The organism is Corynebacterium rouxii (assembly GCF_902702935.1).
GTDB lineage: Bacteria > Actinomycetota > Actinomycetes > Mycobacteriales > Mycobacteriaceae > Corynebacterium > Corynebacterium rouxii.
In genome coordinates this window covers 1,390,185-1,415,363 of the sequence record NZ_LR738855.1, presented here as the reverse complement: position 1 = coordinate 1,415,363, position 25,179 = coordinate 1,390,185, and the positions used below count along the sequence as shown (strand labels likewise).

25 protein-coding genes are annotated in these 25,179 nt (G+C 48.1%); 19 read left to right on the top strand and 6 right to left on the bottom strand.

Features of this window, described 5'->3' with window-relative positions:
• Window positions 1-42: 42 nt before the first annotated feature.
• Genes CIP100161_RS07035 through CIP100161_RS07015 form a run of 5 tightly spaced genes read left to right on the top strand, consistent with a single transcriptional unit; the run spans window position 43 to window position 3,832 of the window.
• On the top strand, window positions 43-627 hold the full coding sequence (locus tag CIP100161_RS07035; protein WP_155873114.1) for an HIT family protein: 585 nt from the start codon (window positions 43-45) through the stop codon (window positions 625-627).
• Entirely contained in the window at window positions 620-1,273 is a 654-nt protein-coding gene (gene pgsA / locus CIP100161_RS07030; RefSeq protein WP_155873112.1) for a phosphatidylinositol phosphate synthase, read from the top strand. The genes CIP100161_RS07035 and pgsA overlap by 8 nt, the downstream gene beginning before the upstream one ends.
• A 26-nt stretch (window positions 1,274-1,299) precedes the next feature.
• Window positions 1,300-2,241, top strand: coding sequence for a phosphatidylinositol mannoside acyltransferase (locus CIP100161_RS07025; protein WP_155873110.1), 942 nt, complete (start codon window positions 1,300-1,302; stop codon window positions 2,239-2,241).
• Between the two features lie 17 nt (window positions 2,242-2,258).
• The gene (locus tag CIP100161_RS07020; protein ID WP_155873108.1) at window positions 2,259-3,359 is read left to right on the top strand and encodes a glycosyltransferase family 4 protein; all 1,101 of its coding nucleotides are present in this window, start codon (window positions 2,259-2,261) and stop codon (window positions 3,357-3,359) included.
• A gap of 11 nt (window positions 3,360-3,370) precedes the next feature.
• Window positions 3,371-3,832 (top strand): hypothetical protein, encoded by a 462-nt coding sequence (locus CIP100161_RS07015; RefSeq protein ID WP_155873106.1) that lies wholly within the window; start codon window positions 3,371-3,373, stop codon window positions 3,830-3,832.
• Here CIP100161_RS07015 and CIP100161_RS07010 read toward each other — a convergent pair.
• From CIP100161_RS07010 to CIP100161_RS07000, 3 genes are all read right to left on the bottom strand, one after another.
• On the bottom strand, window positions 3,829-5,028 hold the full coding sequence (locus CIP100161_RS07010) for an aminotransferase class I/II-fold pyridoxal phosphate-dependent enzyme (RefSeq protein ID WP_155873104.1): 1,200 nt from the start codon (window positions 5,026-5,028) through the stop codon (window positions 3,829-3,831). The two genes, CIP100161_RS07015 and CIP100161_RS07010, sit on opposite strands and share 4 nt — an antisense overlap.
• On the bottom strand, window positions 5,028-5,753 hold the full coding sequence (locus tag CIP100161_RS07005) for a 6-carboxyhexanoate--CoA ligase (protein ID WP_155873102.1): 726 nt from the start codon (window positions 5,751-5,753) through the stop codon (window positions 5,028-5,030). The genes CIP100161_RS07010 and CIP100161_RS07005 overlap by 1 nt, the downstream gene beginning before the upstream one ends.
• Window positions 5,754-5,824: 71 nt before the next feature.
• The gene (locus CIP100161_RS07000; protein WP_155873100.1) at window positions 5,825-7,045 is read right to left on the bottom strand and encodes a hypothetical protein; all 1,221 of its coding nucleotides are present in this window, start codon (window positions 7,043-7,045) and stop codon (window positions 5,825-5,827) included.
• Between the two features lie 155 nt (window positions 7,046-7,200).
• On the opposite strand from CIP100161_RS07000, the gene CIP100161_RS06995 reads away from it, so the two are divergent.
• The 11 genes from CIP100161_RS06995 to CIP100161_RS06945 all read left to right on the top strand — a co-directional run bounded on the left by CIP100161_RS06995 (window position 7,201) and on the right by CIP100161_RS06945 (window position 19,664).
• Complete coding sequence (locus tag CIP100161_RS06995; RefSeq protein ID WP_155873098.1) at window positions 7,201-8,055, top strand: acyl-CoA thioesterase; 855 nt, start codon at window positions 7,201-7,203, stop codon at window positions 8,053-8,055.
• A gap of 237 nt (window positions 8,056-8,292) precedes the next feature.
• Entirely contained in the window at window positions 8,293-9,045 is a 753-nt protein-coding gene (locus CIP100161_RS06990; RefSeq protein WP_155873096.1) for a YebC/PmpR family DNA-binding transcriptional regulator, read from the top strand.
• Between the two features lie 135 nt (window positions 9,046-9,180).
• Window positions 9,181-9,720, top strand: coding sequence for a crossover junction endodeoxyribonuclease RuvC (gene ruvC / locus CIP100161_RS06985; RefSeq protein WP_155873094.1), 540 nt, complete (start codon window positions 9,181-9,183; stop codon window positions 9,718-9,720).
• A gap of 39 nt (window positions 9,721-9,759) precedes the next feature.
• Window positions 9,760-10,371: a Holliday junction branch migration protein RuvA gene (gene ruvA, locus CIP100161_RS06980; protein WP_155873092.1), complete on the top strand. Its 612-nt coding sequence runs from the start codon at window positions 9,760-9,762 to the stop codon at window positions 10,369-10,371.
• Window positions 10,372-10,388: 17 nt separating this feature from the next.
• Window positions 10,389-11,477 carry a Holliday junction branch migration DNA helicase RuvB gene (gene ruvB, locus CIP100161_RS06975; protein ID WP_155873090.1) on the top strand — a complete coding sequence of 363 codons (1,089 nt, stop codon included), beginning with the start codon at window positions 10,389-10,391 and terminating at the stop codon, window positions 11,475-11,477.
• Between the two features lie 3 nt (window positions 11,478-11,480).
• Complete coding sequence (yajC, locus tag CIP100161_RS06970) at window positions 11,481-11,774, top strand: preprotein translocase subunit YajC (RefSeq protein ID WP_155873088.1); 294 nt, start codon at window positions 11,481-11,483, stop codon at window positions 11,772-11,774.
• A gap of 230 nt (window positions 11,775-12,004) precedes the next feature.
• Window positions 12,005-13,783, top strand: a complete 1,779-nt coding sequence (gene secD, locus CIP100161_RS06965; RefSeq protein ID WP_155873086.1) for a protein translocase subunit SecD — start codon at window positions 12,005-12,007, stop codon at window positions 13,781-13,783.
• Window positions 13,784-14,896 (top strand): protein translocase subunit SecF, encoded by a 1,113-nt coding sequence (secF, locus tag CIP100161_RS06960; RefSeq protein WP_155873084.1) that lies wholly within the window; start codon window positions 13,784-13,786, stop codon window positions 14,894-14,896.
• Between the two features lie 113 nt (window positions 14,897-15,009).
• Window positions 15,010-16,716, top strand: coding sequence for an ABC transporter substrate-binding protein (locus tag CIP100161_RS06955; protein ID WP_155873082.1), 1,707 nt, complete (start codon window positions 15,010-15,012; stop codon window positions 16,714-16,716).
• Window positions 16,717-16,771: 55 nt separating this feature from the next.
• Window positions 16,772-17,326, top strand: coding sequence for an adenine phosphoribosyltransferase (locus CIP100161_RS06950; protein ID WP_155873080.1), 555 nt, complete (start codon window positions 16,772-16,774; stop codon window positions 17,324-17,326).
• A 58-nt stretch (window positions 17,327-17,384) separates the two neighbouring features.
• Complete coding sequence (locus tag CIP100161_RS06945; protein ID WP_155873078.1) at window positions 17,385-19,664, top strand: RelA/SpoT family protein; 2,280 nt, start codon at window positions 17,385-17,387, stop codon at window positions 19,662-19,664.
• Between the two features lie 41 nt (window positions 19,665-19,705).
• On the opposite strand, the gene CIP100161_RS06940 is transcribed toward CIP100161_RS06945, so the two are convergent.
• Window positions 19,706-20,068 (bottom strand): hypothetical protein, encoded by a 363-nt coding sequence (locus CIP100161_RS06940; protein ID WP_155873076.1) that lies wholly within the window; start codon window positions 20,066-20,068, stop codon window positions 19,706-19,708.
• Window positions 20,069-20,227: 159 nt separating this feature from the next.
• Complete coding sequence (locus tag CIP100161_RS06935; RefSeq protein WP_155873074.1) at window positions 20,228-21,070, bottom strand: peptidylprolyl isomerase; 843 nt, start codon at window positions 21,068-21,070, stop codon at window positions 20,228-20,230.
• A 143-nt stretch (window positions 21,071-21,213) separates the two neighbouring features.
• Here CIP100161_RS06935 and tpx point away from each other — a divergent pair, with 143 nt between their 5' ends.
• From tpx to hisS, 3 genes are read left to right on the top strand one after another with little or no spacing between them, the layout of a single operon-like run.
• Window positions 21,214-21,711, top strand: coding sequence for a thiol peroxidase (gene tpx, locus CIP100161_RS06930; protein ID WP_155873072.1), 498 nt, complete (start codon window positions 21,214-21,216; stop codon window positions 21,709-21,711).
• 11 nt (window positions 21,712-21,722) lie between these two features.
• The gene (locus tag CIP100161_RS06925) at window positions 21,723-22,379 is read left to right on the top strand and encodes an MBL fold metallo-hydrolase (protein WP_155873070.1); all 657 of its coding nucleotides are present in this window, start codon (window positions 21,723-21,725) and stop codon (window positions 22,377-22,379) included.
• Between the two features lie 40 nt (window positions 22,380-22,419).
• A complete protein-coding gene (gene hisS, locus CIP100161_RS06920) occupies window positions 22,420-23,691 on the top strand; it encodes a histidine--tRNA ligase (protein WP_155873068.1) in 1,272 nt (423 codons plus the stop codon).
• A 71-nt stretch (window positions 23,692-23,762) separates the two neighbouring features.
• Here hisS and CIP100161_RS06915 read toward each other — a convergent pair whose 3' ends face one another.
• Complete coding sequence (locus tag CIP100161_RS06915) at window positions 23,763-25,151, bottom strand: L-serine ammonia-lyase (protein ID WP_155873066.1); 1,389 nt, start codon at window positions 25,149-25,151, stop codon at window positions 23,763-23,765.
• Between the last annotated feature and the right edge of the window lie 28 nt (window positions 25,152-25,179).

Below are 25,179 nucleotides of genomic sequence, written 5' to 3'. Positions count from 1 at the left end.
ACTGTTGGACATTGTTATCTAATTGGTGGTTGAGGAGCAGATATGGGGTCAGTGCCAGACAACGGTGAAACATACGTTGATCAAGGCATCGGCGTGGAAGATCGTCTAGAACGCCTATGGGCGCCTTATCGTATGGCGTACATTAAGAAAGATCCCGTTGACGATGCACGTGGCTCTACCAATCCTTTTGTTCGAATCCCTGAGATGTCCGATGAAGATGGGCTCATCGTTGCGAGAGGGGAGTACGTTTACTGCCTTCTTAATCTCTTCCCTTATAACTCTGGGCATATGATGGTTGTTCCTTATCGCCAAGAACCCAATTTGGAAGACCTTACTGCCGAAGAAATTTCTGAACTTTTTGCTTTTGGCCAAGCTGCGATCAAAGTTGTGAAATCAGTATCGCACCCAGATGCTATCAATGTAGGGTTCAATTTGGGTCGTGCGTCGGGTGGCTCGGTAGGTGAACATCTCCATATGCACATCGTGCCGCGTTGGTCTGGAGACGCGAATTTTATGACTGTTATTGATGGGACAAAAGTATTGCCACAGTTGTTGCGTCAGACGCGATCGTTGCTCGCGCAAGCGTGGAACGAGATGGACGGAATCCCAGGAGTAGCTCATGCTTAGTGTCCATGGTAGGAAACCCGCATCTGTCATTGTCGAGCCTGTGGCAAAAGCTCTGATCAAGATTGGTTTTACCCCTAATTCCATTACCATCGTAGGTACTGCTATTACGATCGCGATCGCAGTCGTTTTAATTCCGACTAATCACCTATTTGCTGCTGCCGTGCTGTCAGGCGTATTTGCAGCATTCGATATGGTAGATGGGACCATGGCTCGGATGCGGGGCGGGGGAACGAAGTTCGGAGCTACTCTCGACGCTTCTTGTGATCGTATTACTGATGGTGCATTGTTTGGCGCTATTACCTGGTGGCTGATATTTCATCATGCTGCATCTCAAATGCTAATTGTTGCATCATTTGTAGTTCTGGTGTGTTCTCAGGTTATTTCCTATGTCAAAGCCCGAGGTGAAGCGTCGGGTTTCACAATGAACGGAGGTTTGGTCGAACGCCCTGAGCGTCTGATTGTGGGCTTGGGAGGAATTGGTCTAGCCGGCCTTGGTGTGCCTTTCGCGGTAGACGTTGCAATTTATCTATTGGCTATAGGATCGATTTTTACCGTGGGGCAGCGTCTTTATATTGCTTCTCGATCTGAAAACGCCTTGGAAAAAACAGCTGCGCCCGCTGGAGCCAAAGAACACCCTAATTTCTAAGGGGCAGACATAGACTGAGCATTTTTATGAAGTCAACAAGTATGAAGACTAATAAGCGATTCCAAAATCTTAAAAAATGGAAGCTTCACGCATCGGCAGCTGCTTATTTAGCTGGGTGGAAAGTAGTCCGGTTATTGCCAGAACCCGTGGCGCATCGGTTATTTTCGTGGGCAGCAGTGATTGCTTCACGACGCGGCAAAGGGATGGATCAACTTAGACGTAATCTCACGCGGGTAGTGGGGGCAGAAAACGTCGATAGAGCGTTGGTTAAACGATCGATGCAATCCTACGCCCGCTATTGGTGTGAAGCGTTCCGATTGTCTGTCATCGCTCGCGATCCTGATGTTATTCATCGAGTTGATGCCCATGCCGTTGGCGTGGAGCAAGTTAATCCCCACAGTCCGATGATTATTGTCTTGCCGCATTCAGGCAATTGGGACCTTATAGGTATGTACTTTGTAAAAAAAGTGGGCACTTTTACGACCGTGGCAGAACGCGTAAAACCGGAGTCCCTTTTCCGTGCTTTTGTGGATTATCGTCGTTCACTAGGTTTTGAAGTTCTTCCGCTAACGGGAGGCGAGACCTCACCGTATTCTATGCTTTTGAAACGCGTTCGCGAGGGCCGGACTGTGTGTCTATTAGGCGAACGGGATCTTACCTCTAATGGTGTTGAAGTCGAGTTTTTCGGAGAAACTACCAGAATGCCCGCCGGTGCAGTAAAACTAGCGCTTGATAGTGGTGCACCATTGCATGTTGCGCATACTTGGTTTGAAGGAAACGATTGGGGCCTAAGCTTGTCTGAGCCTGTAGAGATTACTGATGTAAAATCTGGAGTTCAGGCAATTGCTCAGATAATGGAGAAAAATATTAAGGCCCACCCAGAGGACTGGCATCTCTTACAACCGTTGTGGATAAGTGATCTGGATCGACGGCGTTACCAATCAGGGCTGCAACAAAAACATGATTAAGAAAGGCGTAGTAGTTGATGCCCTCGATGCGAATCGGTATTGTCTGCCCTTATTCTTTTGACGCTCCAGGTGGGGTTCAAGCCCATGTGCTTGATTTAGCCGAGAAATTCATTTCGCAAGGGCATCATGTTGAGGTTTTGGGTCCTGCTTCGGAATCAACTCAACTGCCAGACTTTGTAACAAAGGGCGGCGCGTCATTGCCGATCCCATATAATGGATCAGTCGCAAGATTATCATTCGGTCCAAGCACATTTATACGTGCTCGAGATTTCATCAATCGCGGCCAGTTTGATGTGCTACATATCCACGAACCAAATTCGCCTAGTTTTTCCATGGCCGCGCTGAAAGTAGCACGCGGTCCTATTGTTGCTACATATCATGCCTCGAGCAATCGCTCGTTGGCCCTTAAATTTGCATTGCCATTTTTGCGTGGTCAATTAGAGAAAATCCGTGGTGGAATTGCTGTATCGGAAATGGCTAGGCGATGGCAGGTCCAGATGCTAGGTGGGGATCCAATTCTTATCCCGAATGGGGTCGAAACGGCCCAATTTGAACTCAACAAGAAGCCGTTGTGGTCAGGGAGAATTCCTGAGATTGTCTTTTTAGGGCGACTTGATGAGCACCGTAAAGGTCTAGATATTCTTCTTCGAGCACTAGACCAACTCGATCAGGAAGTACGGGTTACAGTAATCGGTGGCGGTAATCATCCGTTGGCTCCTCGAGTTGATTTTGTAGGGAGAGTTAGCGATGGAGAAAAGGCTGAAATCCTAGGGCGCGCTGATATCTATGTGGCTCCGAACCGTGGGGGAGAAAGTTTCGGAATCGTACTCGTAGAAGCGATGGCTGCAGGGTGCGTCGTCGTAGCTAGTGATTTGGAGGCTTTTTCTGCAGTATGTGATGCGCAGAGTCCGGAACCGTCAGGAATATTATTTCGAAATGGTGATGCTGACGATCTTGCATCTACACTGAGAAACGTTATTGAGAATCCCAAATTTGGGCAGAAACTCGTTACCTCTGGAACTCAAAGAGCAAAAGAATTCGATTGGGATAATGTTTCCAAAGAAATTATGCGGGTTTATGAGACAGTATGTGATGGCACCACCGTGACCGCCGCATAGGAGAAACATTTATGACAACAATTCTTGTTGCAATAGTTGTATGCCTTATTACCGTGTTTACCGCGTGGGCGTGGAGCACTGCACAACGTCTGAATCGACTTCATATTCGTACGGATTCTGCACTTCAAGCGCTTCAAGCAGCATTAGATCAACGATCTGCAGTGTTAGCGGCGCTTTATCCTCAACATAATGCCCTAGTGCAGTCTGCCCAAAAGATCCAATTAGACTATGAGTCTTTTTCAGAACGATCTGAAAAAGAAAAACGCGTCGGTGCATGTATATCTCTTCTTGGTGATGCTGTTCCTGCATCGTTAGTGGAAGCAGAGGCGCGAGTTCAATTGGCCTTCCGCTTTTATAATGACGCGGTTGCAGATACTCGAGCCCTTAGGGTGCGGCCACTAGTTCGAGGTTTACGGCTTGGTGGAACTGCACGGCTTCCTATTTTTTTCGAGTTGCCCAATACCCATGACTAGGAGTTATTTATTTCATCTAAACGGTGATTTTCTAATTGATTGAGTGCATCAGCTAGTTGATCAATATCGTGGTGAGAATGCATTGCGGTCATCGTTATTCTCAACATGGCACTTCCACGGCTTACTGTCGGGTATCTGATTGCTGGGATAAAAAATCCATTATCACGAAGTAGCTGTGCAGACTTCAGCGCTTCATTTTCGTCTCCAATTGTGTACGAAATGATGGGGGAGAAAAAGCCGTTTTTCTGAACTGGGACTACGTTTGAGCTTCGCTGTGCGAAGTACGCAATATTGGATTGGAGCCTGCGAATGCGATCTGGTTCTTGTTCTAGAACTGTCAGCGCAGCATCGGTAGTTGCCATCGTCGCTGGTGCTGGAGCGGTGGAAAAGACATACCCGCGCCCTTGATTGCGTAACAAGGTAGCAACTTGCTCAGAGCATAATGCGAAGCCGCCTTCGCCTCCAAGGGCTTTACTTGATGTACCGACGATTACTTCTTGTGAGAAATCGGTTGGTGCGTGAGGGAACAAATGCGCAGTGCCACGCCCTGCTTTTCCTAAGCAACCGATTCCGTGGGCGTCGTCGATAAGTAACCATGAGCCGTGTCGGGCTGCTACTTGCCGTAACCGTTCGAGATCTGCGATTGTGCCAGACATGGAAAACACCGCATCGGTAATAATAAGCGAATTCGCAGTATCACAATGAGCTAATGCGTCATCGAGAGCTTCATAATCTCCGGTGGGAAAAGTCTTTACGTGAGATTTGCTGAGTCGGCAACCGTCAATGATGGAGGCGTGATTGAGTGAATCTGAATAGATGGTGCAATGTGGTCCGGCAAGCGTAGAGATGATGGTGACATTTGCTTGATAGCCAGAAGCGAAAAACACTGCGTCGGGGGAGCCGAAAAATTGAGCGAGATGAATTTCGATGCTGCGATGAATACTGCTGCCAGTGGTCAATCGGGAGCCGCCAGACCCTGTGCCTAAAGAGTTGATGGCTTGGATTGCGGCGTTTTTTAGGAAAGGATGTTCGCTAAGACCTAAATAATCAGAGCTAGAAAATAGCAGCATAGGGCGATTATCGATTATCGCGTGTGGAGTTTGAGGTGAAGAAAACTGCGCGGGTGTGCGTTCAAGTCCTCGTTCACGCCACTCCACGTTGCGTTGGTGAGCATAAAAATCAAGCGATGGAGACATTAGTTAACTCCGGTAATGAGGACTGGCTGTTGTTCAAGATAACTAATCGTATCTTCAGGCCTGCTCAACCTAGTATCCAAAAGAAAAACACGCCCGCCGATGGGAGAATAGGGATCTTTCATGTGAGGAATACGGATGTAGGTATTTTCTGTGGTGACATATCCCGTTGTATAGGCAGGATCATCAGAGATGCATATTTCTGCGACGATGCCCGGTGCGCTCATCACCTTGGATGCTAAGACTAAGGCTTCGTTGAAGTGTGATTTTTTAAGTGTTGGACCAGCGGACTCTTGTGGTGTGACCCCAAACGTCGATGCGCGGACTCCTCGTTGTGGATCGTATGGATCGAGGCGTTGTCCAGTGCGCGCACATAGCAGAATTGCTCCACGCATGTTGCGAGCGCCCAAGACTGCATGAAGTGCCATCTGCGCGATTGTTGGACTAACAACGTTGGAAAGTTGCTCGATTACTTGACGGTGGGCTTCGCTAGGATACCGAGCAGGAAGGCATTTGACCTCTAATGCAGGGATTGTGATGATATCTGCGTCCTTAATTCTGCGGATTGTCAACATAGTGATCTCCGGTTTCCCCTTGGAATGCCTATTCGCACGCTGATAAAAGCTGGACAAAAATTCATTGGCCCGTGATTCATCAACAAGAGTTTCAGCTCCAGAGATGTGGGCTCCGTTGCTGCTCGCATGCATCTTGATGCTGACATAGCTCATATAGGAAGCATAAAACAATGGGTTAAACAGTGTTCAATTTTATTGAAATAATCTCTACAAACTTTCCGATGTCACGGCATTTTTGTCGAGCTGCGTGCCTCAACATTGATAGAAACCCACCATCCAACGGCAACAAAAAGTGAAACGAGGTAGAGAAGATTTCGGGCAATAAGTACGTAAATCGTAAAAGACGTGTCAAACGGAACGGAAATAATATCGTCATAGCGGGCGGGATAAACTAACCAACTGAAAAACGTAATGAAGATACTCATAATTGCGAGTAGACGTACCGCCCAAGACCTTGGGCGCACAGCTACGGCTACCACAATTAGTGGGGCAATCCATAAAACATATTGGGGTGAAAGTACTTTATTTGTACAGATAACCAGCAAGACCATCACGATAGACCATGCCAACGTGGTCTCTGGATTCCAACGATCAAACAGGAAATTCACGAGTGCCCACCCAACTCCAAAAACCACAGTAGCCAGCATAGCCCACGATGAAATCATTAAAGCCGTCTCGATATTTGGGCCAGTTACTTCGAAGCTTTTCGACGTAGCGTAATAGACGGAATAATGCTCCGGATCACCAAGAGCTTTATACATAAACCATGTGCCAGGGATCGATTCAATCTGAATCCCTCGATCTGTTTGGTACGTCAAAGGCGACACCAGTCGATCGAAACCATCAACAAAATAGACAATTACTACTAAAACCGCGGAAGTCGTAAAAAATACAGCAAGACGTATCCAACTGCTCATGCTTCTAAAACCGCTCACTAGACCCGCAGCTAGAATTCCAGGCCAAAGCTTCATCATTGTTGCTATCGCTATTAAAGCCGATGCACGCTGTGGATTCACAAAATAACACAGGGCAGCCAAACCCACGGCCACTCCGCACATAATATCTAAGCGCAATAAGAAAACGTGTTGGGTAGCAAGACCAAAAATTATCCAGACAACTGCTGCAAACCGAGAACCCGGAAAGCGTTCTTGGCTCACTGTGAGTAATGCGCCAAAAAACAGAGCGTCGAAAAGCAAACAAAGAACTGCAAACCCAACAACAAAAACTGCATGTTCAGAACCCGTTATCCACGATAACGCTTTAATCGGCCATATTCCGACGGCTGGATATTCTTGCAATGCACTTGGAGAAAGGCCAAAGATGCCGACATAGTAATAATTAACATCGCCTGTAGGGCGAAGATCGAGCATGATGAGCTTGACTAGGGCGATACGAGAGATAACCCAAAGTACGCACAACGAGGGGATCGAACCGATTTTTTGCACGGAAAAATTGTACGAATAATTGCAGCCTCATGGGGGATACCACCACTGAAACTGCAAATAAATAATGAAATACAAAGTAGGCTAACTCATCAATTTCGTTACACTAGTGGCCATCGATATAGCTCACAAGCCGGACCGTGGGAAGAAGAAAACATATGGGAAGAATATTTGATGTCCTCAATGTTGAGACTTTAGATGCCGATCTCTTTCGAGGTCCTGTTGTTGAATCGGCGCTAGCGCGTACCTTCGGCGGGCAAGTTGCCGCTCAAGCGCTTGTATGCGCTACGCAAACGGTCAACACTGAAGACTTTATTGTGCATTCTCTGCATGGATACTTCGTGTCTGCAGGAGATTCATCAAAGCCTACGATTTTTGAAGTTCAACGTATCCGCGACGGGCGTAGTTTCATCTCACGGCACATCACCGCCCTGCAAAATGGGCGGCCAATTTTTGTCATGCAGGCCAGCTTCCATATAAGAAACGACCACGGACCAGAGCATTCAGATCTTGTACGGCGTGTGCCCCCGCCAGAAGCTGTCCAAATAGACCGAGACGGACTGCCAGCAAGCTCAAGGGCCTTGCTTGATGAGTGGGGAGACTGGGATATTCGAAAAATTGCTTCGAAAGACTTCGAGAAAAATCCATACACCCCAAGTCAACAAGTAGTGTGGTTTAAATCTAAGGAAGCGCTACCCGACGATGAAACATTCCACATTTGCACACTGGCATATATGTCAGACATGACTCTTCTCCACTCATCTCTCGTCCCACACCCTGAAGAGCCAGTAAAACTCGCATCACTGGATCATGCCATGTGGTTCTTGCGCCCGTTCCGAGCTGACGAATGGTTGCTCTACGACCAAGTGTCACCTTCCGCACACGCGGGACGTGCATTAACACAAGGAAAAATCTTCAACCTTAATGGTGATTTAGTAGCTATCACAACACAAGAAGGTTTGACTCGCCACCTCAAACCTGGCGAAGCAGATATTCCATTTGTATCACAATGAATAAAATAAACAGCAATAAAAAGTGCGATAAACACATAGGGCACAAACTCAATATCACATAGCTGTCGTATAATAGCGCCGTTGCCAAAAAAACGAGGCACCGTGGAACTTTCCGTTACCAGCTAGTGATTGCGTTGCTCAAGAAAAACATCGCAATGTTACTACGCTGAAACAACTCATCAACATTCGATATGACGATGCTCAGACCACGGTGTCAGACTAAATGAAAGGGAGCCAATGTCCGGCCACTCCAAATGGGCTACAACCAAACATAAAAAAGCAGCCAACGACGCCAAGCGTGGCAAAGAGTTTGCCAAGCTTATCAAGAACATCGAAGTAGCTGCGCGTACCGGCGGTGGCGATCCTTCAGCAAACCCGACTCTTGATGACATGATCAAGAAGGCCAAAAAGGCTTCAGTTCCAAACGACAACATCGAACGTGCTCGCAAACGCGGCTCTGGAGAAGAGGCCGGTGGCGCTGACTGGCAAACCATTATGTATGAGGGCTACGGTCCTAATGGAGTAGCTGTACTTATTGAGTGCCTTACAGATAACCGCAACAGGGCAGCTTCTGAAGTCCGAACTGCGATGAGCAAAAATGGTGGCAACATGGCGGAAAACGGTGCAGTTTCCTACATGTTCAAGCGTCGCGGATTTGTCCTTGTAAATAAAGGCGAACTAACTGAAGACGATGTGCTCATGGCAGTACTTGACGCAGGTGCAGAGGAAGTAAGTGACGCCGGCGATAAGTTTGAGATTCTTTCCGCGCCGGGTGATGTAGCTGCAATTCGTGATGCATTGGCAGAAGCGGGAATTGAAGTGGAGGATTCTGATTCTGATTTCCGTGCTGATGTTCTGGTTCCGCTCGAAACAAATGATGCTCGTAAGATTTTCCGGTTAATTGATGCCCTTGAAGAATCTGATGACGTTCAAAATGTTTACACCAACATGGATCTGAGCGACGAAGTTCTAGCAGAGCTGGACGCATAATACTTTTTGTATTTGTTTCAAGCGGTTGTCGTGTCCTGCTATGGACACTGCAGCCGCTTTTCGCAATTATGTGCTAAATTGAAGTGTCAATGGTTTTACAGATATGTTCGCAACCACTTCACTAGATAAGGCACTATGACCATCACGCATCGTCCTCAGCATTCCGTTGTAGGCTTAAGGATCATGGGAATTGACCCCGGTCTGACGCGCTGTGGATTGTCGGTAGTTCAGGCTGGAAAAGGGCGAAGCGTTATACCCGTAGCTGTCGGGGTGGTGCGTACACCGCCTCATGCTGAGTTGTCACAACGATTGTTAGAATTGAGCGAAGCGGTAAATGGCTGGATCGACGAGTATCAACCTGATGTCGTTGCCATCGAGAGAATTTTTGAGCGCGGAAATGTGTCAACTGTGATGAATACCGCCCACGGAGTAGGAGTGCTTGTTCTTGCAGCTGCACAACGCGGCATACCAGTGCATATGTACACGCCTAGTGAGGTGAAAAAGGCAATTTCGGGTAATGGTCGAGCCGACAAAAAACAGATGACGGCCATGATTACAAGAATTCTTGGGTTGGCGGAAGCTCCCAAACCAGCTGATGCGGCCGATGCTCTTGCTCTAGCGGTATGCCATTGTTGGCGAGCTCCAATGCTAGCGATACATAACTCCCAGAGATAGCCCGTAACAATAGATATTTAGAAAAAAGGGGTATATGAAATGATTGTTTCTCTGAGAGGTACAGTCGAATCGATCGGTTTAGGTAGCGCTGTAATCGAATGTAATGGCGTAGGTTATGAGGTGCTAGCTGCCCCTACAACTCTTGGACGGTTAACTCGGGGGGAGCAGGCGCGGGTGTTAACCACAATGGTGGTCAGGGAGGAATCCCAAACACTGTATGGGTTTACCGACGATGCTTCACGACGCATGTTTGTTCTGTTGCAGTCGGTATCGGGCTTGGGACCTAAACTTGCCTTAGCAGCACAGTCTGTTTTTACTACAGAGGACATCGCTCGACATATCGCTGGGGGTGATGCCAAGGCTCTGCAGAAGATTCCTGGAGTCGGTAAACGGATGGCTGAACGCATGATCGTTGATCTAAAAGATAAGGTTTCTGGATTCAATGACGGTATTCCTGCTGACGCACAGCCCCAGTTGTCTATTGCCGTCGATCAAGCAGTCCAAGAGCAAGTACTTGAAGCTCTCGTAGGACTAGGGTTTAGTGAAAAATCTGCATTACCAGTGTTGTCTCGTGTGTTGCGGGACTCCCCAGAGCTCTCAACATCTCAAGCATTGCGCGCAGCATTAAGCGAATTGGGCACTAAGAACTAAATAGGGGAGAGCTATTCGTGGCTAATATTGAAAAAACCGAGTTTCATGTCCCAGCACCGGTGTCTGCTGCTGGGAATCAGAAAAGCTCACTGAGCAATATTGATGTCGATGCACGATTGCAATCTAATGAAGGAGAAGTAGAGACTTCGCTTCGTCCACGTAGTTTGGATGAATTCATTGGACAACCAAAGGTGAGAGATCAGCTCAATCTTGTCTTATCAGGTGCTAAGAGCCGAGGAGTCGCACCAGACCATGTGTTACTTTCGGGACCGCCTGGACTAGGAAAAACAACAATGGCGATGATTATTGCCTATGAATTAGGTACTAGTCTTCGTATGACATCCGGTCCTGCATTGGAACGCGCCGGTGATTTAGCGGCCATGCTATCTAACTTGATGGAAGGTGATGTTTTATTTATCGATGAGATACACCGTATGGCGCGTCCGGCTGAAGAGATGCTGTATATGGCGATGGAGGATTTTAGAATCGATGTCATCGTCGGTAAAGGGCCAGGGGCAACGTCAATCCCCCTTGAACTAGCTCCTTTTACTCTGGTTGGTGCAACTACACGGTCCGGAATGCTCACCGGACCATTACGTGATCGATTTGGGTTTACTGCCCAAATGGAATTCTACGAGGTTGAAGATCTCACCAAGGTTGTCGTGCGAGCTGCTGCGGTTTTAGGAGTCAGCATCGATCATGATGCGGCTGTAGAAATAGCCTCCAGATCACGTGGAACACCACGTATAGCAAATCGTCTGCTTCGTCGTGTTCGAGACTTCGCAGAAGTCAACGCCGACGGACATATCAATCTCGCAGCAGCTCAAGCTGCATTGTTGGTATTCGACGTAGACGAAATGGGGCTCGATCGATTAGACAGAGCTGTGTTGGAAGCGTTGATAAAGGGTCATGGTGGTGGGCCAGTAGGTATTAATACTCTAGCGCTAGCAGTCGGCGAAGAGCCGTCGACAGTTGAAGAAGTCTGTGAACCATATTTGGTCAGGGCGGGGATGGTTACACGCACCGGCAGAGGCCGAGTAGCCACTGCGACTGCTTGGCGTCATTTAGGACTTGAACCTCCGGAAGGAATTATTGGTTCGCTATAGTCATTGAGCATGACCTCAACTTTACTTTTATACGTGGCCTTGGTGGTGGTGTTTGTGCTGCCATCACTGCTTATCAGGCGAAAGCAAAAACAACATTTGAACCGGCTGAGGAGCCTGCAAGAATCGATGATGCTAGGCCAGCGAGTTATCACAACCGCTGGCGTACATGCCGTAATCAAAGGGATAGCCGAGAACACAGTTGACTTAGAAATAGCTCCAAATATTTTAGTCACTTTTGAAAAATCTGCTGTGATTTCCATTGACGACGATAAATCGGATACTGAACTAGAGGCTTAAATCGCTGTATTACGCCCGCCTTGGAACACGGATTAATACGGTGGCAAAGAGAATTCCATTAAACCTTAATGATTTTAAGGTGTGTAGTTCTGTGGACAGTGCTTCGGTGGCGTACCATAGCCAAGAACCAAAATTGCTGTTCGATCGTGTTCATTTTCGCATTGATGGAAAGCAAAGAGAAGCTGACGGCGGCGTGCTGTTAGATCATCATTTACATAGGAGTTAGTTCATTGCCTTCGCAAACGAAGAAGGTAGCCAGTAATTCTAGGAGTTGGCCGTTCAAGTCACTCTTCGTTTTTACTGTGCTCATCGCAATTATCTATGCGCTTGTTTTCGCTACGGCTGATCATTCGCCGCGACCGAAACTCGGTATCGATCTTCAAGGTGGTACCCGTGTGACACTTGTTCCTCAGGGGCAAAATCCAACTGAGGACCAACTTGCGCAGGCAAAATCCATTTTGGAAAATCGTGTCAATGGAATGGGTGTCTCCGGTGCAAGCGTTGTTAGCGACGGCGATACGTTGGTCATCACCGTACCAGGTGAAGACACAACACAGGCTCGTGCACTAGGACAAACATCGCAGCTACTTTTCCGCCCAGTGGCAACGCCAGAAGCGCCAGATACAACGAAATTGCTTGATGCAATGAAAGACATGGCGAATCGATGGGTTGAAGTTGGAGTGATCACTCCACAAGAAGCCAATGATGCGCTCTCGAATACGGCCAAAGCGTTAGCACAATCTGAAGGCAAAAAACCGGAGGATGCCAAAATCCTTACAGTCACAGCTAAGGAACCTAAAGAACCTGCTAACTCCATTGAGTCGGAACAGTTGCGCAATAAAGTCCTTGAGGTTATGAAGAAAGACCGTCAGTCTACTGATGCGACTACACAGCTCTCTGCCAGCTCGTTACTCAAATGTGACAACACACCTGATCCGCTACAAGGTACTGATGATCCAACAAAACCATTAGTAGCCTGTGATCCATCAAGCGGACAAGTGTATGTTCTCAGCCCTGCGCCATTGCTCCAAGGCGAAACTGATCAAGCTAACGGTAAACGACTCACCGGTAACGAGATTGACACCAACCGTCCGATCACGGGCGGGCTGAACCCACAAACAAGCCAAATGGAGATCGGCTTCTCCTTTAAATCGGACAATGGGGATCAAGGCAGCGCAACTTGGGCGAAATTGACTCAAGAATACCTGCAAAAACAGGTAGCTATTACTCTCGACTCGAAGATTATCTCTGCTCCAGTTATCCAATCTGCAACCCCAGTAGGCTCGGCAACCGCAATTACTGGAAGCTTTAGCCAAAAAGAAGCACAGGATCTGGCTAACAACCTGAAATACGGAGCTCTGCCTTTGAGCTTTGCTGGAGAAAACGGGGAAACCGGTGGCACGACCACAACAGTTCCAGCTTCACTAGGCGTGGCGTCTTTGAAGGCAGGTCTGATTGCTGGACTCGTGGGATTGATTTTGGTGGCATTGTATTCGCTTATCAATTACCGTTTCTTCGGCCTAATTTCGATGTTCTCGCTGGTTGCATCCTTCGCTTTGGTATTCGGTGCCCTGGTCTTGTTGGGACGTTGGATCGGCTATTCCTTGGATCTTGCTGGAATCGCTGGTTTGATTATCGGCATTGGTACTACTGCCGACTCCTTTGTCGTCTTGTATGAACGCATCAAGGATGAAGTTCGCGATGGGCGTTCGTTCCGTTCCGCAGTACCAAGGGGTTGGGAACGTGCCCGCCAAACAATTATTACTGGTAATGCCGTTACCTTGATTGGTGCAGTGATTATCTACATTTTGGCCGTTGGAGAAGTGAAAGGCTTCGCATTTACGCTTGGGCTCACAACCATCTTCGATATCGTTGTTACCTTCCTTGTTACAGCTCCACTAGTCGTCCTTGCATCTCGAAAGCCGTGGACATCTTCAGGTGCAGCAAATGGCATGGGAAAAATTATTTCTATGCATCACGGTGCCAACGCAGCTAAAGGAGAAGAATAGATGAGTGGCAATAGCGTTTTGTCAAAGCTCTACGCCGGTGATGGTGGACTAGACTTCGTTGGACGCCGTCGAACGTGGTACCGAACCACACTTACCATTGTGGCGATTTGTTTCATTGCCATAGCCGTTCGCGGTTTTAGTCTTGGAATTGATTTTGTTGGCGGCACCAAGATGAATATGCCGGCAGCACAATTGGAAACTTCAGAAGTTGCTGACACATTCAAAGATGCCACAGGTATCGAACCAGAGTTGGTTCAAATTGTGGGATCTGGTGATACGCGTATCTTGGAAATCAACTCTGAGCGACTAAGTGAAGATCAAATCTCTCAAGCTCGTGCAGCACTTTTTGAGAAATATCAACCTGTGGGCTCCCAAGGTCAACCAACGCCAGACGCTATCGGTGATTCTACGGTATCGGAATCTTGGGGATCTACGATTACCCAGCGCATGCTGATCTCGATGTTTGTATTCCTAGCGGCAGTTTTTGTCTACATTACGATTCGCTTGGAAAAAGAAATGGCAGTAGCCGCAATTGTTGCGTTGCTCGTAGATTTGATTGTTATTTCTGGAGTTTATGCTCTAGTTGGCTTCGAGGTTTCTCCTGCGACTATCATCGGTCTTCTTACGGTCTTAGCTTTCTCGTTGTATGACACTGTGATCGTGTTTGACAAGGTGCGCGAAAATACAGCCGGATACCTGGGTAATCGCACTCGCACCTATGCGGAACACGCAAACCTAGCTGTTAATCAAACGGTGATGCGTTCAATCTCGACGACGATTATCTCAGCACTTCCAATTATTGCTTTGATTGTTATCGCTGTGTGGCTCATGGGAGTCGGTACCCTGAAGGACTTGGCTCTTGTCCAGCTCATTGGTGTTATTGAAGGTACTTTCTCGTCCGTATTCCTTGCCACTCCAATCTTGGTTTCATTAAAGAATCGCTCTAAGAAGACCGCCGAGCATAACCGTCAAGTAGAAATGCACCGATGTGGTTCAGATGCTCAAGATGACTCTGCCCCCGAGCAATCAGCTGAATCTACGCAGAAGCGTAGGGTGTCTGGCCCACAGGTTACATCGTCGACAGGTGCAAGTTGGCGTCCTGACCGAGGGTAATTCCACATTATTGATTGAAAATTCCCCCTGAATTGAACTAACTTCTTTCAATTCAGGGGGAATTTTCATATGAGTGCTGCCAACTAGATAGTGTGGATTCAATCCTTGTTGGTATGAGTTACTATAATTTTCCTAGTCCACAGGGCATAGGTAATGTGCTAGTAGGAAAGGCCAAGCAAACTGTGAGGATTAGAATCCCTTCAATGAACCTCCGTAAGAAAGTCGTACGCGTTGGCGGTTTATTGAGCGTTAGCGTAATAGCAGTGGCTTTGTCTTCCTGCAGCGCACATCCTGAGTCATCTTTGGTCCGTAGTAACCAGTTGGGCTATGCCGTAAGCGATCGATTGGTAACCACTAATGCTGGCTCTACCGAAGGCGCATCAACCAATGCACAGTTGCTTGCAGGACGGCTGTACCCAGCACCTTATGTTTCCGGACCGAAGGGGCAATTAATTCCTAATTTGTCGATGGCCTCAGCACAGGTGCTTCCAGGTATTAATCAGAAGATTGTTTATACGATTTCACCAGATGCAGTGTATTCCGATGGTGAAGCCGTGACTTGTGATGACTATCTTCTTGCCTTTACGGCGGGTGCTTATGATTACGTTTTTGATTCCTATATGCCGCTGATGAAACAAATCGACAAAGTGGGATGCAAACCTAGGGATCGTGAAGTCACTGTTACATTGAAGGAAAATTTTGGTCCTCGGTGGCGACAGTTATTTCCAGCGGGTGTCATTTTGCCTGCTCACGCAATAGCGCGCAAAATGGGTGTGACTCTTGAAGATCTCAATACTGTATTGCAATCACGCGATGTGGATGCGCTTCGACCAATTGCTGAAGTATGGAATCGAGGTTTTTTGCTCGACCAATTTGACCCTAATCTTCAGGTTTCATCGGGGCCTTATAAGGTTGATCGTGTGGGGGATCGAGGGGAAGTCTATCTAGCACGAAATCCTCATTATGGTGGACAACCAGCGGAAATCGAGTCATTGGTGGTCTGGCCTAAAGGAGCTAACCTCAAGGAGCTTAAAGACGCCGGTTCTTTGGAAATTGCTGAGATTGCCAGTTCAAAAGAAATCGATTGGCTAGACCGAAACGATCCTACTAATTCGTTTGATGTACAAGCTCAATCGGGAGTATTGACTGAAGAACTATTGTTGGCCAACGCGGGCGTATTTGCCACACAAGAAAACCGACAAGCCTTTGCATCCTGCATTGATCAATCGAGTATTGCATCCGAATCCAGCGCGCTATCTGGCGTTGAGGTAGCGCCTGTTACAGCACGCACAATTCGTGCTAATGATCCCATGGCTGGTCATGTCAAAGATCTCACAGAGGCGCATCTGCGTAGTGACGTAGAGCAAGCTCGCCGACTTACCGGACAAACAATTGCTATCGGCTATGAGGGGCCTGATGCCCGAATGGAAGCAATTGTGGCGAATATCCGTAGATCCTGTGAACCGGCAGGAATTATTGTGGTGGATGCGCATCAAGAAGGCAGTGGTATTAGGGATCTGTCCAGAAGCTTTACGACGGATCACGGGTATCAATTCGATAAAATAGGCACGATTGATGCTGTTTTGAAAGCTGTTGATCCAGCGACCGAGTTCGAATCAGTGGCTACAACTAGTAATAACATCGCAGCGACACGGCAAGCTGAACTAAGCACATGGGATGTTGTTCCATCGATCCCATTAGCGTCGCAACCGCGAGTGTTTGTAGTGGATCGACGTGTGTCTAATGTGGTTCTTAATACTGATCTAGCTGGAATCGGATGGAACATGGATAGGTGGTTCTTTTCTAAGAATTCAAAATAAGAGCAAATGTACGTTATTTTTAATCAGTGTCGATTTCTAGGAAAGAACTGCCTTTATGACTGTCCCCCTGTATGCAGATGCCCGAGAAGCAATTGCGTGTAAAACTCGTTTCGTTCCCGATTTCCCTGTACCTGGAGTAATTTTTGAGGACCTCACTCCAGTATTGGCTGATGCCACCGCTTTTTCTCTCATCGTTGATGAATTGGCAGAAAATGCAATGCGATTAGGAGCTGATTTCATTGGTGGGTTAGACGCACGTGGATTTCTTCTAGGCTCTGCAGTCGCGTACAAAGCCGGAACCGGCATTCTTGCCATTAGGAAAAAGGGCAAATTACCTCCGCCAGTACACTCTGAGGAATATTCTTTAGAGTATGGCACTGCAGCACTCGAGCTACCTGCTGAAGGTCTAGAGTTGGAAGGCAAAAAGGTCGTGCTGGTCGACGACGTTTTGGCTACTGGTGGCACATTGGATGCGGCTCGCAAATTGATTGAAGCTTGTGGTGCCACTGTAAGTGGATACGCAGTTGTGCTCGAAGTTGACGGACTGGGTGGCCGGGAGCGATTGAACGATACACCTTTGGTAGTAATTAATGAAGGCGCTACGGCGTAACTCAAGTTGTTCCGGTACTTTTGGCTAAAAATAGAGTTGGAAAGGCATATTCGCAACGATGACGCAAGATAAGAAAACAGCGAAGCAGTCCAATTCGATGCGGAGCATGTCAGCTCGATTGGCCAGAAGCCTTACGGGTAACAGGGTTCGGGTGAACTCCGTACTGGAGCCCATGCTGGCGATTCATAGGGAATTTCATCCTAAAGCAGATGCGGAGGTGCTCAATCGAGCCTATGCAACTGCGGAACGGCTTCATGACGGAGTATTCCGAAAGTCGGGGGACCCTTATATTACTCATCCGCTAGCGGTTGCAACGATCGCAGCGGAAATCGGCATGGATACCACTACATTGGTGGCGGCGTTACTCCATGACACAGTGGAGGATACGGATTACTCCCTTGAAGATCTCACAGCTGACTTTGGCGCTGAAGTAGCTCGTTTGGTCGATGGTGTTACCAAACTTGATAAGGTTGCCTTGGGTGCTGCTGCTGAAGCAGAAACAATCCGAAAAATGATTGTCGCGATGAGCCAAGATCCACGTGTATTGGTTATCAAAGTAGCTGACCGGTTGCACAATATGCGCACAATGCGCTTCTTACCTCCAGAAAAGCAGGCTAAAAAAGCGCGTCAAACCCTTGAAGTTATTGCCCCATTGGCTCACCGTCTCGGTATGGCCAGCGTCAAATGGGAACTTGAAGACCTCTCCTTCGCTATCTTGTACCCCAAGAAATACGATGAAGTCGTTCGCTTGGTTGCGGATCGTGCTCCTTCACGAGACCGTTACCTTAATCAGGTCATTGCGCAGCTGACTTCTACCCTTAAAGAAAATCATATTGATGCTGAAGTGATGGGTCGACCTAAGCATTATTGGTCGATCTACCAAAAGATGATTGTCCGAGGTAAGGACTTCGATGAGATTTTTGACCTCGTAGGCATTCGGGTTCTCGTCGATAATGTGAATAATTGTTATGCGGCAATCGGCGTTGTCCACTCATTGTATTCAGCTATGCCTGGGCGATTTAAAGACTATATCTCTTCACCTAAGTTCGGTGTCTACCAGTCCCTGCACACAACTGTCATGGGGGATGGTGGCAAGCCGCTTGAAGTACAGGTTCGTACCCATGAGATGCATTACAACGCCGAGTTCGGTATCGCTGCACACTGGCGTTACAAAGAAACCAAAGGCAAGAATAGCGGTGAACAGGCCGAAATTGATCAAATGGCGTGGATGCGCCAGCTGCTGGATTGGCAAAAGGAAGCTGCAGATCCCAATGAGTTTTTGGATTCGTTGCGCTATGACCTGACAAGTAAACAAATTTTTGTGTTTACCCCTAAGGGCGACGTAGTCAATCTGCCAGTTAACTCCACGCCTGTCGATTTTGCTTATGCAGTCCACACTGAAGTGGGGCACCGGTGTATTGGTGCGAAAATCAATGGAAAACTTGTTGCGCTGGAGTCCAAGCTTAAATCTGGTGATCGGGTAGAGATCTTTACTTCGAAGGATCAAAATGCCGGTCCTAGCCGTGACTGGCAAGATTTCGTGGTTTCTCCTCGCGCTAAGGCTAAGATTCGTCAATGGTTTGCCAAGGAACGTCGTGAAGAATATCTCGAAGTTGGTCGCGATGCTTTAGCAACCGAGGTGCAACGTGGTGGTTTGCCAATGCACCGGCTGTTCACCGCACAATCAATGAAGCAGGTTGCTACTGAACTGCATTACCCTGACGTTGATGCGTTGTACACAGCGATTGGTTCAGGCTCGATCTCCGCTGCACATGTTGCTAATAGACTCATTGCTGCATTTGGTGATACTGAAGACGCTGAAAATACTTTGGTATCGCGTACGCCGTTTAGTGAGCTAGTGAGTTCGAAGTCCCAGGTGACCGATAAAAATGGAATTCTCGTCGAGGGAAGCCCTGACGTCATGGCCAAGCTGGCTAAGTGTTGTATGCCAGTTCCAGGGGATGAAATCTTCGGTTTTGTCACCAGAGGTGGCGGAGTTTCGGTACACCGAACTGACTGTACGAACGCGGATAGTCTTAGAAACGAGCCAGAGCGGTTGGTTAACGTTCAATGGGCCTCTGAAGGTGGCAGTGTTTTTGCAGCAACGTTACAGCTGGAAGCGCTGGATCGTGAGGGGTTGCTGATGGATCTGACTCGAGTGATCAATGAGCAACGTGTACAGGTGGTGGCGATGTCGTCACATGCTTCAGATGACCATGTTGCTACGGTACGTTTTACGTTCTCAGTTTCAGATACTAAACAGTTGGGATCGCTTATGACCCAGCTTCGTAATACAGAAGCAGTTTTCGACGTCTACCGTGTGACCTCTGGAGGGTAGAAAAATAGTTGGAAATTGGCGCTGAACCGATTTCCAACTATTTAACAATATAATGTTAGATGGCTTAAGTTGTATTTAAACTTTTTAGCGATCTGAGAAATCAATGGGAAAAGAGAACCCAAAATTGCTACAACAGTGGACACGATAGACAGGATATCCCTGATCTTTTCGATAGTCTGCTTCGTGTTAGATTTCTCCTTGTTCTCGCCTTCAGCTCCGCTGGTACTAAGCTCACTTGCCTGAGTATCGCTGGAGGACAAAACTTCTTTAGCTGATTTGAAAATTTCGCTAGTGGAAGAATCGGATTTTTGGGTGTCAGCCATAGCAGGAGCGGAGAGGGAACCAGCGGAGATTGCAACTGCGGTGGTAGCGGCTACGAGGCCCTTGCGGGAGAAAAGCTTCATGAAATTACTACTTTCGGTGAAGTCGGACAACAATGTCGATCATATTAGCTTTTTGTCAGCTAGAAAGCCACCTATCGTTGTCGAAAATTTATATGTCTAGAAAAGAGTGGACCAGTAGAAACCTCATGGGCCCCCTGGTTCACTCAATCAACATATTTATTAAGACACTGCTGCGGTCTTAATCTTTACTTCTTCAGTCGGAGCGCCGTCTGTGCCGCCGTCCTTTACGCCTGCTTCAGCAATCTTGTCTAGGGTCTTAAGGCCATCGTCAGAGATTTTTCCAAAGTAAGTGTATGCAGGTGGTAGCGGAGAATCCTTGTAGTTAAGAAAGAACTGGGATCCATTGGTCCCTTCGCCAGCATTAGCCATGGCAATGCTTCCGCGAGGGTAAACAACAGGGGTTTGCTTATCGGACGCTTCATCGGTTGGGTATTCATTATCAAACTGGAATCCAGGTCCACCTGAGCCCTTACCGCTTGGATCGCCGCACTGCAGCACGTAAATTCCACTAGTGGTTAGACGGTGGCAAACAGTATCGTCATAGTATTTTTGCTTGGCAAGATGCTCAATGGCATTGACGGTGCAAGGGGAAGCTGCACGGTCGAGTTCAAGATCAATCTTTCCTTTGTTTGTATCCAGAGAAACTGTGGTTGTTCCCTTTGCAGAAACGGATTCAGTTTTGGGTTTGGATACGTCCTTGGATGCGTCGCCCGCATCGTTGTAGGTGCAGGTAACGGTATCGTCTAGTGCCTTGGCACGTTTCATCGCTAGGGGGGTGAAGTTGGATTCTTCAGTTGTGGGGGTAGCTTGGTCAGAAGCTTGGGTTTGCGCAGAATCATCCGAGGAGTTTGCCCAGTAAATACCGCCGACGATTGCTAGAACTGCGACTGCTGCTGCAGCGACGACGCCTAACGGTTTTGTTTTTTCTGCACGATCTCTTGACTTGATTTCTTTTTCTAGAGATCGCATAGCGCTCTCACGGCGTTCCTTGTTAGTGCCCACAGGCCTTCCAATCCTTTACTTAGATGAGCCGAGCATGAAATGGCTCGCTGTTTCATTATTGTTGGTAAGTCTAGCTTGCTGTTGTGATGCCCCAAAGTTAGAGCCTGTAGCAAGGAAGGAGATTCGTCGTTACCCTTGGGGCTATGGCTATTACACATTTTCAAGAATTAGCAGTAGAAACTAGCGGATCTCTTCCACAAGTTGGGCAGGCTCTTCCTCCTTTCCTTCTCGTCGATGCAGATTTGACTGATTTCGATGCTAAGCGGTTTGCCGGCAAAAAGATTATTCTCAACGTTTTTCCGTCTATTGATACTGGGGTTTGCGCGCAATCGGTGCGGCACTTTAATAAGGAAGCGGCTGATTTAGCTGACACTGTGGTGATTTGTGCTTCTGAGGATCTACCATTTGCGCATTCTCGTTTCTGTGCTGCTGAGGGCCTCGATAATGTCATTACGGGATCCTCGTTCCGTTCTTCTTTTGGTCAAGACTATGGAGTTGTCCTCGAGGGATCACCATTGAAGGGCTTGTTAGCCCGTGCCATCATCGTTGCTGATGAGCAAGGTACTGTTCTTCACTCCCAGCTGGTCGATGAGATCACGACTGAGCCTGATTATGCGGCTGCTTTGGCGTCCATCAAGTAAAATACGGTTGGATGAGCCACATGGAGATTTTGAGTTTTCCAGCAGGACCGTATCAAACCAATTGTTACGTGGTGCTGTCGGAGGAATCTGAGGGGCGTCGATACGCGAGCGTGGTAGACCCTGGACTCTGCGCGAAAGAGCTAATTGATCAGTACTGTGAAGAAAACTGCGTTGAAGTAGTGCAAGTTTTGCTCACTCATGGCCATATTGATCACTGTAGGGATGCTGCTGCTCTTGCTAATGCTTGGGCAGTGGCGTTGCAGATTCATCGCGACGATGAATTCTTTTTGGACAAGGGGAAAGGAATGTCGGAGGACTCGAGATTACTTTTCCACGCCGATGCGATGAATCTCCCAGTTTCAGTGAGCTATTTAGGCGATGGTGATGAAGTTGAACTTGGTGGTCAACGATTCGTTGTTCGCCATGCGCCTGGTCATTCACCTGGGTGCGTCTTGTTCGTTGGTAAAGACTTCTGTTTTTCAGGTGATGTGCTTTTCAAAGGATCGATAGGACGGACTGATCTTGCGCACTCTGATCCTCATGCTATGGAGACCAGTCTAAAGACTGTAGTTCTTGGGTTAGAGGATTCATTGACAATATTGCCTGGGCATGGTCCAGCTACCACGATGCGCGCTGAGAGGGCTTCGAATCCGTATTTGAGGGTGTAGTACTCGAATTGTTTTATTGCTACCGCTAAGCTGTATCGACGTGAGTAAAAAGAAACTGCAGACGATTCAAGCCCCTAAGGGTGTGCCAGACTATATTCCACCAGTTTCCCCCGAATTTTTGGAGGTGCGTGATACTTTTGCCCATCAAGCGCATCTGGCGGGTTATGAGCACATCGAGCTGCCGATCTTTGAAGACACCACTTTGTTTGCCCGTGGCGTCGGTGAATCAACCGATGTGGTAACGAAAGAAATGTACACATTTGCGGATCGAGGGGATCGGTCAGTTACGCTTCGTCCTGAAGGTACAGCTGGCGTAATGCGTGCAGTTATCGAGCACAATCTCGATCGCGGACAACTTCCGGTCAAGCTCAACTACTATGGTCCGTTTTTCCGCTATGAGCGCCCGCAAGCGGGGCGTTACCGCCAGCTGCAACAAGTAGGCGTTGAAGCTATCGGTGTTGATGACCCCGCTCTCGATGCGGAAGTTATTGCACTTGCGGACCGCTCTCTCAAGGCAATTGGCTTGACTGGTTACCGTTTGGAGCTTACGAGTCTTGGCGACCACACGTGTCGTCCGCAATACCGAGAAATGCTCCAAGAATTCTTGTTTAAGCTGCCTTTGGACGAAGAAACTCGTCATCGTGCGGAGATTAATCCACTACGAGTTTTGGACGATAAGCGTCCAGAAATTCAAGAGATGACTGTAGATGCGCCGTTGATGTTGGATAACCTGTCTGATTCGAGTAGGAAACACTTCGAGCTGGTTACGGGAATGCTGGATGATCTCAACGTTGCCTATGTAGTCAATCCTCGAATGGTTCGTGGTTTGGACTACTACACCAAGACCACATTTGAGTTTGTTCATGACGGTTTGGGTGCACAGTCGGGTATTGGAGGCGGTGGGCGTTACGACGGCCTCATGGCGCAGTTGGGCGGCCAAGAACTTTCAGGTATCGGCTATGCACTGGGAGTGGACCGCTGCTTGCTTGCTCTTGAAGCGGAACAAAAGCGAGTAACCGATGGCTCTCGAGTGAACGTTTTTGGTGTGGCCATGGGTTCGGCAGCGAAGCGCGAAATGGTTCGGATCATCGACGCACTTCGTTCTGCTGGTATCAGTGCAGATATGGCCTATGGCGATCGCGGTTTGAAAGGTGCGATGAAAGGTGCGGACCGCGCTGGAGCTCGTTTTGCTCTTGTGTTAGGCGATCGTGAGCTTGAAAACAATTGTGTTGCTGTTAAAGATCTAGCTCAACAAGAGCAACGCGATGTACCCCTTGACAATTTGATCTTGGAGATTCAGTCAGCGTTGTAAGACACGAGGAGGCCACGCTTTCGGCGGTGGGAATACATAGTATTTTTATTACTCGTGCAGTCCCACCGCTTTTAGCATTCAGTGATGCTGACAGGAAGTCCAAGATGAATAGCTAGGCCGCCTGTGGAAGTTTCTTTGTATTTTGTGAGCATGTCTCGCCCAGTTTCAGCCATAGTAAGCACCACATCATCGAGTCGAACACGATGTTTACCTGATCCGATAAGCGATAAGCGAGCTGCATTGATAGATTTCACTGCACCAATGGCGTTGCGTTCAATGCATGGAATTTGGACCAAGCCACCGACTGGATCACAGGTTAGCCCGAGATTGTGCTCGAGAGCTATTTCTGCAGCATGCTCTACTTGGCGTGGGGTTCCATTGAGGACTTGGCATAGACCAGCAGCGGCCATAGCGCTTGCTGAGCCAACTTCACCTTGGCATCCAACCTCAGCACCGGAAATTGAAGCGTTGTATTTGATGATGATGCCTATAGCGGCAGCTGTTAGCAAGAAATCTCGATGGCTTGTTTCCGTAAATTGAGGAACAAATTTTTCAGCGTAGTGCAAAACTGCAGGGAGAATTCCTGCCGCACCATTTGTAGGAGCAGTGACAACCCGTCCGCCAGCTGCGTTTTCCTCGTTGACTGCGAGGGCAAAGAGATTCACCCATTCCATTGCGCGAAGGGCATCATTGGTATCCACTGGGCCATCAGTGAGATGTTGGAAAAGCTGTGGCGCACGCCGTTCTACTTCGAGTCCACCCGGTAGGATTCCCCACGTACTCAATCCTTGATTAACGCATTCTTGCATAGTGGCCCATACGGAATCGAGATGTTCGTTTACAGGCGAGATGCTTCCATGGATTGATGTTTCATTGGCTTCCATAAGCTGTGGAATACTGAGAGCGTTGCTCTGGCATTGATACAGAAGCTCGTCTCCTGTGGTGAACGGATACGGCATTAGGTCCTGATTTGCTGATTTGACAGCTGTCTCTGGAGTTCTTTGTTCGCGCATGGTATCGGCTGTTGCGATGAAACCACCACCGATGGAGTAATAGATCTCAGGGGTGCCGATACGATTGCCATCGGGGTCATAGGCGACGAAAGTCATCGCATTGGGGTGTTCTGGTAGTGGAACTGGGTCGAAAATGAGGCGATAATGTACCTCTCCTCGGGGGCCACTGACTGTTCCTTGGGTGGGAATTGCGGAGCCAAAAACAGGTTTTACGTCAGGCGTAAGAGTGATAGGGGTGTAGCCTGCTAAGCCAAGAATTGCTGCACGATCGGTACCGTGGCCGATGCCGGTGGCAGCGAGGGAACCATGCAAGGTGATAGCAATTTCGGAATCATCAGGGCAGTTGTTTTCACTAAGAAATGCTTCAGCCGCGCGAAGTGGCCCAACGGTGTGGGAGGAAGAAGGGCCAATTCCGATACTAAACAAATCAGTGACACTGATTGACATACTGCTCCTTGATCGGGGTGGGGAAGAT